Source organism: Shewanella sp. YLB-07 (genome assembly GCF_009377275.1).
In genome coordinates this window covers 820,315-834,811 of record NZ_VOQB01000001.1, presented here as the reverse complement: position 1 = coordinate 834,811, position 14,497 = coordinate 820,315, and the positions used below count along the sequence as shown (strand labels likewise).

The 14,497-nt window shown below is 45.4% G+C and carries 12 protein-coding genes; 3 read left to right on the top strand and 9 right to left on the bottom strand.

What is annotated here, in order from left to right; translation table 11 throughout:
- Positions 1 to 2 precede the first annotated feature (2 nt).
- The 6 genes from dnaX to FS373_RS03340 form a co-directional block, all read right to left on the bottom strand.
- Complete coding sequence (gene dnaX, locus FS373_RS03365) at positions 3 to 2,780, bottom strand: DNA polymerase III subunit gamma/tau (RefSeq protein WP_144047114.1); 2,778 nt, start codon at positions 2,778 to 2,780, stop codon at positions 3 to 5.
- Positions 2,781 to 2,923: 143 nt separating this feature from the next.
- On the bottom strand, positions 2,924 to 3,475 hold the full coding sequence (apt, locus tag FS373_RS03360; protein WP_144049028.1) for an adenine phosphoribosyltransferase: 552 nt from the start codon (positions 3,473 to 3,475) through the stop codon (positions 2,924 to 2,926).
- Between the two features lie 201 nt (positions 3,476 to 3,676).
- Positions 3,677 to 4,045: a YbaN family protein gene (locus tag FS373_RS03355; protein WP_144047115.1), complete on the bottom strand. Its 369-nt coding sequence runs from the start codon at positions 4,043 to 4,045 to the stop codon at positions 3,677 to 3,679.
- Between the two features lie 512 nt (positions 4,046 to 4,557).
- Positions 4,558 to 5,301 (bottom strand): DNA-binding domain-containing protein, encoded by a 744-nt coding sequence (locus FS373_RS03350; RefSeq protein ID WP_144049029.1) that lies wholly within the window; start codon positions 5,299 to 5,301, stop codon positions 4,558 to 4,560.
- Complete coding sequence (locus FS373_RS03345; RefSeq protein WP_152829031.1) at positions 5,301 to 6,137, bottom strand: DUF692 domain-containing protein; 837 nt, start codon at positions 6,135 to 6,137, stop codon at positions 5,301 to 5,303. The genes FS373_RS03350 and FS373_RS03345 overlap by 1 nt, the downstream gene beginning before the upstream one ends.
- Positions 6,138 to 6,276: 139 nt before the next feature.
- Positions 6,277 to 6,771: a hypothetical protein gene (locus FS373_RS03340; RefSeq protein WP_144047117.1), complete on the bottom strand. Its 495-nt coding sequence runs from the start codon at positions 6,769 to 6,771 to the stop codon at positions 6,277 to 6,279.
- Positions 6,772 to 7,210: 439 nt separating this feature from the next.
- Here FS373_RS03340 and dusC point away from each other — a divergent pair, with 439 nt between their 5' ends.
- Together dusC and FS373_RS03330 are read left to right on the top strand one after the other, a co-directional pair.
- Positions 7,211 to 8,143, top strand: coding sequence for a tRNA dihydrouridine(16) synthase DusC (gene dusC, locus FS373_RS03335; RefSeq protein ID WP_152829030.1), 933 nt, complete (start codon positions 7,211 to 7,213; stop codon positions 8,141 to 8,143).
- 197 nt (positions 8,144 to 8,340) lie between these two features.
- On the top strand, positions 8,341 to 8,697 hold the full coding sequence (locus FS373_RS03330) for a TraR/DksA family transcriptional regulator (protein ID WP_144047118.1): 357 nt from the start codon (positions 8,341 to 8,343) through the stop codon (positions 8,695 to 8,697).
- A gap of 121 nt (positions 8,698 to 8,818) precedes the next feature.
- Here FS373_RS03330 and sohB read toward each other — a convergent pair whose 3' ends face one another.
- A complete protein-coding gene (gene sohB, locus FS373_RS03325) occupies positions 8,819 to 9,850 on the bottom strand; it encodes a protease SohB (protein WP_152829029.1) in 1,032 nt (343 codons plus the stop codon).
- A gap of 144 nt (positions 9,851 to 9,994) precedes the next feature.
- Positions 9,995 to 12,478, bottom strand: coding sequence for a VolA/Pla-1 family phospholipase (locus tag FS373_RS03320; RefSeq protein ID WP_152829028.1), 2,484 nt, complete (start codon positions 12,476 to 12,478; stop codon positions 9,995 to 9,997).
- 265 nt (positions 12,479 to 12,743) lie between these two features.
- On the opposite strand from FS373_RS03320, the gene FS373_RS03315 reads away from it, so the two are divergent.
- Positions 12,744 to 13,481, top strand: coding sequence for a YciK family oxidoreductase (locus FS373_RS03315; protein ID WP_144047121.1), 738 nt, complete (start codon positions 12,744 to 12,746; stop codon positions 13,479 to 13,481).
- 52 nt (positions 13,482 to 13,533) lie between these two features.
- Here the strand turns inward: FS373_RS03315 and FS373_RS03310 are convergent, their stop codons facing one another.
- Positions 13,534 to 14,451: an exo-alpha-sialidase gene (locus tag FS373_RS03310; RefSeq protein WP_144049030.1), complete on the bottom strand. Its 918-nt coding sequence runs from the start codon at positions 14,449 to 14,451 to the stop codon at positions 13,534 to 13,536.
- Positions 14,452 to 14,497 lie beyond the last annotated feature (46 nt).

The following is a 14,497-nucleotide window of genomic DNA, read 5'->3' as shown; positions in this document are numbered from 1 at the left end:
ACTTATGACTGAGGTAACGCCTTAAAGTTCGACTTATCGATGAGCTCAATGGTATTTCCTTTTAAACTCAATAGCTCAGGTGCATAACTTAAACTATCGTTTTCAAGCTCTGCTCCCATCTGGCTCATTAGCCATTGAACATTGGTGTCGGTTAACAAGCCTTGGTGCGCCTGAGCTTGGATCTCCCGATGAAAACGCTGTCGCACTTCCAGTGGTGTCTCTCTGTCGCCATCAACTCCAACAGATATGCTGACCTTACTCTCGGCGCCTAACGCTTTGCCTAAGGCTTCCTCTAACTGCACAATGGCAATATCTGCGGCCAAGTGCTTCTGGATAGGTTTTAATAACAGAGACAAGGGCTCGGTAAACTCATGACATACTGAGTTCACCGCTAATTGACGCACCCTTCCGCCGACATCGATAGCAGACATCAATCGATACCACTTGAGATCGACCTCATGGCCTGTCACCTCCGCTTCACCCAGAGGGGGAAGCGGATCACATGACTGAGCTTGTATTCCGCTTTGAACTTGCTCTTGTACAGGTACAGGCGCTTCTACTTGAGTCGATACCATTGGATGAGTATCTGTGCCTTGCTCATTGCCACCTGAAGAGGTGACATTCTCAGTAGCTGCGGCTTCGACAGGTTCCTCCCAGGGAGGCCTGTCTTCAATGCCTGTGGCTAAAACAGGCTGTGGCCGACGTTCAGGTTTAGCTTCTGACTGAAGCTCTGATTTAACTTCTAATATAGCCTGACCGTCTAACGAAGACGGTGCTTCATCGTCATTATCGGCTTGGGGTTTGCGCTTAGGAGGGGCAAAGTCCTTGCGCTGGGCTTCAGGCTTTTTTCCAGCACTCTCCTCAGGCGTTTTTGCCAGATCGGTGAGCAATGAATCTCGCGCCGCCAAGACGGCGTCTAAGATATCGTCTTCCAACTCAGTTCCAGCTTGAGAATCTGTCCCTTGAGCAATCATCTCAGAGCCTACATCTAACTGAGGCTGTGCGTAGTCGGCTGCCGGTAGACTGTCAAAAGCCTGGTAATCCCCCTGCTCTTGTTCATCTTGTTGAAAACCATATTGAGCATCGAAGGCTGCATCTTGGGCTAGCTGCTCAGGGCTCAACTGAGGCTGAGATAAATTAGACTGGTTGGTGCTAAGTGAATTTACCTCACTAGGGTCTTTCTCAGGCGGACTTAGCGTTTCTGCTTCGCCATCGTCTAAGCAAGTCGTCTCGGCTTGGTTATCGGGCTCGGCACTAGCCGGGCTAGTCACGGCTTTGCTAGTCGCAGCAGGAGCGGACTCAATGACATCTGCCGATGTCTCATTCATAGGTGCAGCACTTAGCTCTACAGCTTTCTCAAAGCTTTGATCGGCAGTGTTAAGGCTGCTCTGCTCCATCCCCTGGCTCGATGCCTGACTTAAAATGAGGGCTTGCTCGCTATTAAGCGCAAGTAAATCATCGGTTTCATCATCTTGCTCAGCTTGAGGAGTTACTGCGGCCTTAGGCTTAGAAACAGGCTCAGAGACGGACTCTTTTTTAACTTCTGCTAACTGGCTATTTGAATTCTCTTGGCTAACATGACTCACAAGCTGGTCTTTAGCTTCCAGCTGTTCGGGATTAACCAGTCCGGTTTCTGTCTTTACCATTTCGGGTATGGCCACTTTAGCAGGCTTATCTACGACCCAACGGGTCACCGGCGTTTCAGGCACGAAGGAGACGGCCCTAAGCAGCGCCATCTCTAATCCTGATTTAGGATCTGGCGCATGGGGGAGATCTTTTCTCCCCGTCAGTAACAACTGATAATAGAGTTGTACTTGTTCGGGACTGAGCTGCTGTGCGAAAGCCTTAATCTGCTCACTATAAATGGAAAGTTGAGCCGCTGCGGGGGCGAACTGACTTAAGGTTATTTGATGTAATAATTCCAGTAGGCTTCTGAGCACTTCCTGAGGGTCGGCGCCAAAGGATAAAATCTGGCCGATTACCCGCATCAAGTTCTCGATATCACCTTGGACCAAGGCGTTAAGCAAGGAAAGTACATGTTTCTCATCGATACTGCCAAGCATCGTCTGTACCTGAGTCAGCTGCACAGAACCTGCACCGAAAGCGATCGCCTGGTCCGTAAGACTCAGTGCATCACGCATGCTGCCATTGGCCGCTTTAGCCAACAGGGTCAATGCAGCTTGATCGAAGGTGAGCTGCTCCAGAGTAAGCACATGGGACAGTTGCGATGAAATTTCATCCTGAGTCAGGCTTTTTAAGTTAAATTGCAGACAACGAGACAGTACCGTCACAGGCAGACGCTGAGGATCAGTGGTCGCCAGCAGAAACTTTACATGCTCAGGTGGCTCTTCAAGCGTCTTCAACAAAGCATTGAAACTGCTGCGCGATAACATGTGCACCTCATCGATAAGGTACACCTTGAATCGGCCTCGGCTAGGGCGGTACTGCACATTATCGAGCAGTTCCCTGGTATCATCGACTTTAGTTCGCGAAGCCGCATCGACTTCGATAAGATCGACAAAACGCCCTTCGGCAATTTCAACACAGCTGGAACATTGACCACATGGAGAGGCTGTGATTCCCTGTTCACAATTTAACCCTTTAGCGAATAGCCGAGCTAAACTGGTTTTACCCACACCTCGAGTGCCGGAAAACAGGTAAGCATGATGCAATCTTTGCTGAGTGAGCGCATTGGTTAATGCAAGTAAAACGTGAGACTGACCAACCATTTGTTCAAATGTGGCAGGGCGCCATTTTCTGGCCAACACCTGATATGACATGGAACTCCCCAAAGTGTCATTTAGTAATTTTGGGAGCACGCTCCTCAGTAATCTGCACCATAACATGCCATGTTTAAAGGCGCTACTGAGGAGCATTTGTACGTTGAATTATTCGCCGTCAAATTCTCAACATTTACGTTGAATTAGTCGCCTTCAAATTCACACAAGGTAACAATTTTTAAATCCATGGCTTCGAGACGCTTCTCACCACCAATCTCGGGCAGAGAGATAACAAAGGCAGCATGGTTAACTTGACCACCGAGCTTACGGATCAACTTAACCGTCGCTTCGATCGTACCGCCCGTTGCAAGCAAGTCATCGACCACTAACACTTTATCGTCAGCAGAGATGGCATCAATATGCAATTCCAGCACATCCTGACCATACTCGAGATCATAGCTCTGAGAAATCGTCTCACGTGGTAATTTACCCGGCTTACGCACAGGCACAAAACCGACACCTAATGCCAAGGCTAAAGGCGCCCCAAACAGGAAGCCGCGAGCTTCGGTACCCACGATCTTGGTAAAGCCTTGATCTTTGTACTCCTCAGCCAGGAGTTCAATGCTTGCTCTATAAGCTGCAGGCTCTTCAAGCAAACTCGTCACATCTCTGAAAAGAATCCCGGCTTTCGGGTAATCAGGAATTGTTTTTATGCTCTGTTTTATCAATGCTAAGCTGTCTTTGTTCATGACCATCATCTTTTGGTTTGGCCGGCGAATCTCGCCAGCTTTAAAAAATCCGGATAAAGCTTATGTGTCTTTTAGCACACTTGCAACAATCTCCCATACTAATAGGACAAGAATTACGGCATTGGGTCACAATTTAGCGATATTTTCTAAAAAAAAGCCAATACTGAGTTTTCTGCATAAAGATGACGAGTGAAGAATATTGTAGACTTAATCGTCTAGTTCGGGGATCTGCTTGAGGAAAAAACCTAGGCCTAGGGCGAAGCAAAGCAGCATCACTTTTACCCATATTAATGGCACGATGGCTATGCTAACGGCAAAACTGAGTCCACTGACAATATAGGCCTTCTTCTTTAGCCCTTTACGGATCCCTCTATTCTGCGCCCAATCATTCAAACCTTCTGAAAACCAAGGATGAGTCATCAGCCAATTGTGAAGCCGGTCGCTAGAGCGAGCAAAACAGAAGGCGGCGAGTAAGATAAACGGCACGGTCGGCAGTATTGGAAGCGGGATCCCCAGCAAGCCAAGCGCCAAACTGCATAATCCACAAATCAAATAAAAACCACGTTTAAAAGCCACTATTTCCCTTACCTCATTACTTAACTACTTACCCAACTTTGCTTTATTTACTTAGCTATTTAGTTCTTAATTCATTAGCTAACTCAGTTTGCTGGCATCAAAAAAGTCAAAAAAAACCACTCCAAAGAGTGGTTAGTTTACCCAAACAAGTGCTGGGTATCTAGACTTGTATTACGTTGATTAAATGAGTCCGGAAAATTTCAACCAAGATAAGGTCGCCGGTAAAGTGGGGATCATCATGACTAAGATGAAACCAATGAAATAGATGATGTTAAATGGATCTTTAAATGGCTGACTCATAACTTCCTCGCTCAATCACTTGGGTAATTTTATTGATCTAGATCAATTTTTGGCAACATTATAGAGACTTGCCCATAGTTTAGGAAGCGTGCATTTAACCTTTTACCGGCTTTAGTGTCTTTGATTATGATTTTATTAAGAAAATGATAGCTGTTAACCTAGATCATCTTGTGTGGCCTAATGAACCAAACCAAATCGACTCATCAAAATCATTAAGCCAAGTATTGTTTCACCACTCCCTTGGCGGCGAGAGCTGCCAACATCTGCTCACAACCTTGAATTAATGCGTCATCAGCCATCTGTGGATAGGTTTGTTTTAGCCAAGTCAACAGATGGTCGAAACTGACAGCCTCATATTGGGACAAGTAACCCAGTACTTGTGCTGTTAAGGGGTTGAGTTGCAAAAAAATCACTTCATCTTGCACATCGCGATATAGGCAGAATTGCTGCGGACTCTCGGCGGGTGTATCGGGTCGATAATCTTCACTCACTCGCTGAACATCGAAGCGATATTGCAACACTTTAGCCGTATCAGACAAACACAGTGCCACTTGCGCTATCGGCCCTTGGATATCCTGATGCAATGGATTATCTTTAGCGACTGCCACGACCAACTCCATATATTCATAATGGGCCAGCTCGATAATAAATACGGGGTCACTCTCTGTTAACTGGTATTCAGACTGAAGAAAAATGACAAATTCATAGGCTATCTCAATAAATATCGGTGTCTGACAGTCATGGGTCACAAAAAAGTCTTGGATCAGCGCGAGCCAGTCATCTTCAGAATATAAACTGTTCAACACGGGGAATGCACTGGTAACAAAGCCATTGATATTATTGAAAAACAAATCCCGATATATCTTCATCCGCCGGGCTTCTGTGCCCTCAGGTAATGGCCGTGAAGGTTCCTTGATATAATCGATAAATGACTGTTGAATCATATCAAAATTCATCATGCGCTCCTTGAAAACTGAGACAAACCTGTCTCTTGGTATCGATGAATTTTATCTATCTCCTTAAGCAACACCTGTGTCTCAGGAATATTAAAATCTCGCTCTAACAAGGTAGGATGTACTCCGTGCACTCGATAGCAAGTTTGAAGTAACTGCCATACAGGCGACACAATATCGGCCCCATGGGTGTCAACTATGATATCTTTTGCTTCTTCAAAATGGCCAGCGATATGGAGATAGGCGACGCGCTCCGTCGGCATGGCTCTTAAAAACTCATCGGCATCGTATTGATGATTAATTGAGTTCACATAGATGTTATTCACATCGAGCAGCATTTTACAGTCAGCTTCACCGAGCACAGCAGTGACAAATTCGAGCTCACTCATCTCGGCACCTGGCGCCGTGTAAAAAGAAACATTCTCCAGGATAAGCGGCCTCTCTATAATATCTTCAACTTGCTTTACACGCTTAACGACATGCTTGACCGCCTCCTCGGTAAAGGGGATTGGCATAAGATCATACATGTGTCCGGCACCCGAACAGTAGCTAAGATGCTCAGAGTAAACCTGGATCTTGTGCTCGTCCAAAAAGGCTTTCACATTCTTAATGAACTCAATATCTAAGGGAGCTGGCCCACCGATAGACAAAGATAAACCATGACAGAAGAAAGGTTTGCTCTCAGTAAGTTGCCTAAGTTGTCGACCGTACTTTCCTCCTAATGTCATCCAGTTTTCCGGGGCAACCTCGAAAAAATCGATAGCATCTGGAATAGAGTCACAAAATTCATCCAACATCTCACGCCTTAAGCCTAATCCCACCTTGGCTCGCTCAGTCATATTCACTCCAAAAAACTTTGCTGACTATAGAATATTTCAGTTTTATACTTGGATAAAAACAATTAAGGCCAGTATACACTGGCCTTAAATGTCTATTCACTATCGTAGAGGCTGCGCCTCAACAGACAATAAATGTCACTTACATGTCGCCGCCACACTTACCTTCTTTGGCTTTCTTCATATCACCGCCACACTTGCCTTCTTTGGCTTTCTTCATGTCGCCGCCACACTTGCCTTCTTTGGCTTTCTTCATGTCGCCGCCACATTTTCCTTCACCACATTTGCCCTCTTTGCCCTTCTTCATGTCACCGCCACACTTGCCTTCTGAGGCCTTCTTCATGTCGCCGCCACATTTTCCTTCACCACATTTGCCCTCTTTACCCTTCTTCATGTCACCGCCACACTTGCCTTCATGGGCTTTCTTCATGTCGCCGCCACATTTTCCTTCACCACACTTGCCTTCTTTGCCCTTCTTCATGTCACCGCCACATTTGCCTTCTCCATCGACAAGCTGGTAACCCGCTTCCATCTGGCTAAAACCAAATGGGTTAGCTTGAGCCTCACCAGCAAATGCTGAACCCATAACAATAGTACCAAGGGCAGCAGCAACAGCAGTTTTTTTAACTAAATTCATAATGTATTCCTTTAAAATCAGTAAAGTAGTTTAGGTTACCAACTAAACTGCATGTCAGCTGGCTTGCATAAATAGACCTGATGTAACTCAAACTTATTTCAAAATTTTTAACAAGATCACATTTATGACGCATATTTCAGTAAATCGCAAATCTAACCATAATAAATAATGTAACAAATTCAATAAATAAGGCTATCATTACCAAGTTAAAATTAAGTAATAGAAACATTTTTTGAATCCCATCTAATCATAAGCTAAAATGCTGGCCGCGCTAGTTATAGGACTGATATTTCAATACTCGTAAACCAAGCTAACGAGATTTCACCCAGCTGTGTGCCACTCATAAATATTTTTAATACCTCAGCCATGCTAGGCTGCTAGCCGATAATTAAACTAACACTATGACTCAAACAAGAATGAACCTAACAAGAGCTAAAAAATGCGTGTAATACTCGCCCCAATGGAAGGCGTTGCCGATGCGCCAATGAGAGCACTGCTAACTGGTGTGGGAGGATACGACCTGGTGATCAGTGAGTTTATTCGCGTAGTGGATCAACTCCTGCCGGAAAAAGTCTTCTATCGCCTATGCGCCGAATTGGCTAACGAGAGTAAGACTAAATCTGGCACCCCTGTGAGATTACAGCTGCTCGGTCAACACCCCCAGTGGATGGCAGAGAATGCCCTGCGTGCCATAGAACTTGGCTCCCTCGGTGTAGACCTTAACTTTGGCTGTCCAGCCCCTATGGTCAATCGTAGTAATGGCGGAGCGGCGCTGCTAAAAGAGCCTGAAACCATCTACCGCGTGGTTAAAGCTGTCAGGGAAGCCGTTCCTGACCAGCTCCCGGCAACCGCAAAGATACGTCTTGGTTGGGATGATAAGAGTCGCTGCGTCGAAATAGCTCAAGCGATTGAGGCTGCTGGAGCCACAGAACTGACCGTGCATGCCAGAACCAAGAAAGAAGGTTACAAGCCTCCCGCTCACTGGGAATATATTCAACAAATAAAGCAGGCTATCTCAATACCAGTGATCGCAAACGGTGAGGTGTGGAGCCGGGAAGATTATCACAAATGCCAACAAGTGAGTCAGTGTGATGATGTCATGATAGGCCGAGGCGCATTGGCCGTGCCTAATTTGGCTCATGTGATCAAAGGATCCCAAGCTAAAATGCCATGGCCTGAAGTATTACTGTTACTCTTGCAATACTCGGACTACGAAATCGTCAGCGAGAAAGAGAAATATTATCCCGCTCGAATAAAACAATGGCTGAAATTCATCGCAAAACAATACAGTGAAGCCGATGAGCTGTTTACCCAAGTGAGAGTATTGAAAAAAACGCCAGAAATTCTCTCTTTACTGAGAGCACTCGTGTAAATCTAAAGTACGTTCAAATCAGCAAGAGTCTCCTGTCTGGTCATACCTATGATGGGAAGTAGACAAAACTTCCCACATCCCGCTTAGATCTTACTGATGTAAGCACTAAATATGACCTAGAGTTGATCTTAGTCATAGTCAAAATGCCTCACCAGTTTAGACTTAATATCCGAAATAACTTTTTCAGGCATATACTCGTGAGCAGATCCCATATCAGACATGAATTGTCACAGCTAGAATCTAATCTAAGGATAGAGATAGGTAAACTTGCACAGAGTAAAAATATCAGCCTAGATACTCAATCGAGTTCGCTTTGCGAGCTAATAGCCCTGTTAACCCAGGCAGGCTTATGTGATCACCCATTATTTAGCCAAATAACCCAAGTCGATGCCGCAGTATGTCAGCTGGATATAGGCCTATACGGTCTTTGCTCTGATTGTGAGAATGAGATAGAAGCCGAACGCTTAGGCATCAATCCCGTTGAACAGAGATGCACCCAATGCGCCGAAAATCATGAACATGAGCACAGACAAGAGTTAAGACTGACACATTAGGCTAACCTGACCTAAACAGCTGACTTCACTTTCCAATCTATGCCCAATCTATTCACTCAAAAGCGACCAATAAAAAAGCCTGCATATGCAGGCTTCTCTGGTGTAATTCAAATAATATCGACTAGTTTAAGCGCTGATTTTTCTCGGCAAGTTTATTGAATATTGCGTTAAATGATAGTGATGCCCCATGCGCAATTTTATCGGCAAACTTTTTCTTCAACTGATAGCGCACCTTGATCACGGTTCTCTCTTTCGCTAGCTTCATCACCACATCATCACTGGTCGATATGGCATCGACAAGACCTAATTCGATGGCCTGTTGACCATACCAATGTTCACCCGTAGCGACTTTTTCAAGATCTAATTCAGGACGATATTTAGCGATAAACTGTTTAAATAGCACATGAGTTTCTTCGAGCTCAGTCTGAAACTTCGCACGTCCCTCGTCAGTGTTCTCACCAAATAGGGTCAAGGTACGCTTAAAATCTCCTGCAGTATGCTGCTCATAATCGATGTTGTGCTTCTTAAGCAGTTTATTGAAGTTAGGTATCTGAGCTACAACCCCAATCGAGCCAACAATCGCAAATGGAGCCGCATATACCTTATTCGCCACACATGCCATCATGTAGCCGCCACTAGCCGCCACTTTGTCGACACAAATAGTCAAATGAATATCTGCCTGACGCAGACGGTCCAGCTGACTCGATGCTAAGCCATACCCATGAACCATGCCGCCGCCACTCTCAACGTTAACGATCACTTCATCGCCTTTCTCGGCGATAGCCAAGATGGCACTGATCTCTTCACGTAGAGAAGCCACTTCACTGGCATCTATGCTGCCCTTAAAGTCGACCACAAACACTCTAGGGTCTAATATCTCTTCATCTTGCTCTTTCTCGGCTTTCTCTTTGGCCTTCTCATCGGCTTTCAGCTGTTTTTCATAAGCTTTGAACTGCTTCTTAGTCAGCAACTCCTCTTTAAGATCATGCTTAAGGTTTTTGAGATCTTCAGAGAGGTTTATCAACAATAGCTCTCCCTTCTCCCCTTTCTGCTTTATCGCAGAAGCAAGCACCACAAGGATGACAGCAATTATCGATATCACTATGGTGATCGCTTTGGCAAAAAACAATCCATATTCGTACAAAAATTCCAAAGTATGCTCCGACTTATTTTATCTTGAATGCAAAATTGAGCTCATTCTATCAGAATAAGCTCAATAACAAATGTGCTATCAGGTAAATCAGTCAATAAAAAACCCAGCAAATGCTGGGTTTAGAAGGTTAAGCGTTAACGGATATTAGCCAGCAGGGACCGCACATGGCTGAATAACATCATCATCCTCCTCAATCAAAATAGTCGCTGAGCCTTTAGCTGCAGTCAGTGCAAAAACAACAACTTCTTGCTGCATCTCTGCTGTTGCAGCAGTGCCGGAAGTATCAGTAAGGGAACTATGATGGCCTTCAACAAACCGAACTGCACCTGAACCAGCCGTTGTAGTATCGATACACTCTAAACCCAAGGCGGCGATAAGTGGCTCAGTACCGGCAGTAGGGAAACCTTCGACGCTATTTGGCAATACCTGATCAGGTTTATTCTCTTCGGTTCCGTCACCCACTATTTCAATCAAGTGTACGGGAAGAGCAGTTGCTTTAAGCATAGCAGCATGGTTGATTGGATCGGCACTATCTACAGCTGTCTGAACCGCAAAGGCAAATGCAGGTAAGAAACCTTCATAGACAGCTTGAACAAGCGCTGCATATTCATCCGTACCAGGTTCATAGCCCGCAGCATTAGCCTCATCAACCAAAGCTTGGAAGGCATCAGTCGTTACGATATTTTCGAACAACATAGGGCCAAAAGTTGGCGAGCCAATAAAGGTCCCGGCGAATCCCCCCGTAGGCGCAACCAGTGAGGATGCATTCAACGCATAGACATTTGGCAGTGCAGTGCCAGTTTCAGGATGAACGAGCCCAGTACTGGCATAGGTAGAGAAGTTAGTCCCCACTATAGCACCAAGGCTCAGCCCTTGTGAGCTGATCTTGCCAATATCAAATACCTGAGGAAGCTCCATCTGAGCCAGCTGCATAGATAGGCCAGTCAGAGCCAGACGCACACCAAGATGATCGACAACACTCTGACGGAAATTATCACGCACAGATAAAGTGCTGGCGATATTGATGAAAGCCAAAGGATCACCATTTACAAAAGCTTCAGGTTGTCCGATTGCAACGCCGAACTCAGGAGCAGAAGCCGACACTTCGTAGACACCATCGTCATTAGCATCAAACGAACGTTCACCGTGCAATGGATGATCGATTGCAACGGTTGCGATACCCATAGCCGCATAGGTGCCGGCAAAAGTCATCGCAGTCTCTTTACCGCCGCCCAGACCATGAAGTGCGATATTAGTCGGCCAACCCGATGTCGGCGCCACGAAAGGAAGACCTTGAGCATCATTGAAGGCTGCTAACTTAGCCGCGTCGGGCAAGGTAATAAATACCGGAACCTTCTCGTAGTCTTTAATGGCTGGAATAGGATTAAACTTGGTCAGATGCTTGGCTTTATCGGCTGCTGTGCCATCGTCGAGTAACCAGGTTTTGCCAGCTAAAAGCGCAGGGTTAGCAATGCCGGCCGCAGGGTCAATGTCATAGGCCATGGCTTGCATGCCGTAATTTTGCTGACTCATGGTGCCCGCTTGAAGTGCTAACAAAACAGAAACGGGACTATCACCTAAGGCTTTCCAACTGCCATTTATCGTAGGCTGCATGTTTTCGTCTAAACAGCCCGCAGAAGAGCAGTCGCCGAAAATAGGCAGTGTTAATTCAGCAGTATATACATTGGCCATATCAGCTAGGACAAACGCAAAACCATCGGCTTCTGTTAGACCAGCAGCTGTGGCTACCGTATACCCAAGTGGAGCAGGTGCTGCTGAGAATTGTGGCGCATAAGGCGAGCCAGGTTGAGCCATCAAGAGTTTCAGTGTTTCATATACGTCTGAAACTGATTGAGTGGTAAACAGACCCGAGTAGCTGATAGTCTCGGCATCCACTCCGTGTGCATCAGCAATGCCTTTCTCATAGCTATTGACCAATGTTTGTAGCATCAGTTGATCTTCGGTCTCCAGCGGATGAGTGTCAATATCGAGTTTGAGTAGACCGTATGTGCTCGACGGCGCGATAGGTCGACCGGCAGAATCCTGTATTAAATTTGTCGTCGTATAGATATATGACTGACCAGCCTTAAGAGGCTTGAGAGGCACGATGGCAATGGTATTGCCTGAGCCTTTTGAGACAAAATCGACACCGAATTGCAGCTCATCACCGACTTTACAGGCGGAAACGGATGGGCTGGCTTTACATTCGGGATCGGATGATAGTGCGCCACCAACAGTGGCCTCAAATACTCTCACCGCACCAGGTTGAAAAACGGATGCAAGATCTAAATTCAGTACAGTGCCATCGTGATCGGTTGCAGGGTCAACTGTGATTGAGATAGGCGCCGTGGTCGACCACCCATCTAGTGCGCCAAGCGCCATTGAAGGATCGGTGTAATCACTGGAGCCATTGGCCGCTTCGCCAGGAATATTAATCGTGCCATCTAAAGTGCCGCTAAACAGTAAATCGTTTGGCAAAGGCACTTTACCATTAGCTGGGTCGAACACCAGATGAGACTCAGGGATCAGAGGCTCAACCTTATCTTTTAACTCATCGACACTATCTTCACTACAGGCCGTGAGTCCTAGCGCAGATGCAATCGCAACACCCAAAAAGAGTCTTTTCATCTTTGTTCCCCAAATCTTGTTGTAATAATTTTTGTTTTCCCCAAAAAATTTGGTCACAATAGGCAATACCGTGTGACCAAAGTAGGACTTTTACCAGTCCTTACCTGAGCTCAAGTTAACGTAAAAATATTGACTTAGCTACATTTTTGTCACATACAACCAATGAATATACGCACAATAATTAATCATTTGTTTAAAACAAGTGTTCATCACATCAGTGACTCTAGAGGTGGCGGGGTTTTCCGCCGACAGGAAAAATTGACTCATGTTGGAATATCAAGCTGCAAAAGATCTACTTATTAACAAAACTATACTCGTAACAGGCGCTGGCGACGGGATTGGACGTGCGGCTGCCATCAGTTTCGCTAAGCATGGCGCCACCGTTATTCTTCTTGGAAAGACAGTTAAGAAATTAGAAGCCGTATATGACCAAATAATAGAAGCCGGTTATCCTAAGCCTGCGATTATTCCTTTGGACTTAAAAGGGGCTAGCGAGCAAAACTATGTCGACATGGCTGAGACTATCGAAGATCAGTTTGGTCACCTGGATGGTGCCCTGCATAATGCGAGTCTGCTAGGTGTTTTAGGCCCATTTGAACACATCTCAATGGATTCGGTGAAAGAGGTCATGCAGGTCAATGTCATTGCCGAAATCATGATGACCAGAGCACTATTACCTATCATGAAGAAGGCGCCTAAGGCATCACTGGTGTTTACCTCGAGCGGCGTCGGACGTCAGGGCCGCGCATTCTGGGGTGAGTACGCCATCTCTAAATTTGCAACCGAAGGCATGATGCAATCTATTGCCGATGAATATGAAGGTTCAAGCTTGAGAGTCAACAGCATAAACCCTGGTGCGACTCGCACCGGAATGCGCGCTAATGCTTACCCGGCTGAAAACCCAAGCACACTCAAAGAACCGGAAGATATCATGGCGACTTATCTTTATCTGATGGGTGATGATTCGGCTAAAGAAAATGGTCAACAGTTTAACGCCCAATAATCACTGAAGCTTCCAGACTCTTTATCATAAAATTGAGAGTCTGGAAGCTAACTTATTCAAGATTAATCACCGCAAAATAAATAGCTGTTTTTCCTTCATGAGATGAGTAATAACTCACCTTCAAGATATTCTTTTCAAGCACCACACCTGCATAACTAGTGTCACCTCCGGATGGTAATGACAATAGCTCTTCAATCTCGCCAGTCACTTCATGTATTTCAACTAAAGATGTTCTTACATTTTCATCATACAATCGAACCACAGCAAGGTGCCTGTCTTTATACAAGAAACTAACAGGCCCACCTATGCGCGAATCCAGTTCACACCAACTCCAATCTTGATATGGCGGTTTAGCAATTCCCAGTAGTGCATTTTGTTCTGGTCCAAAAAGAGGGTCTCGTCTGAGTAGACAATGAGCATGATTATCTTTATCGAAAATCAAACCTGATTCATTAACAAAACCTGCTTGGCTTAATTTGGGTACTATAGCTTGGTAATCTATGCCATTTAGGCTTTGATAAAGCGCGACATAACCGTCCTGCTCATGAGGAAAGTACGCCACGCCGTAGAGGCTATTTTGAAATGGAGTTATACGCCATAACCATTCGTTATCTTTAACAATCTTAACTGGAGCAGACCATTGCCTGCCGTCAGAGCTACGCCAAACATAAGATCTGAGCGCTTTGGGCTCGGGCTCCCTTATTGGACCAGCCCCAAATACGAGCAACTCATCGTTAAATACAGCGAGTTTGCCATCACGTAAATCTCTTTTATTAAGCTCAAAAAGTCCAGCAGAAACCCAGGCCTTTCCTCCATCATCAGAACGTAATAAACGCAGTTTCCCCTCAGCTGACACATGGTCAACTCCTTCACGAAATACCATATAGAGATCATTATTAAAGCATGTCAGATCGGTAAAAGCGTTGTGTTGCGCCTTATCCCAAACTTTCTCAACCGATATTAGTTCCATCATTTAGCTCCACACAAAATCTTAAATCCTACTTAGAAAGTATATA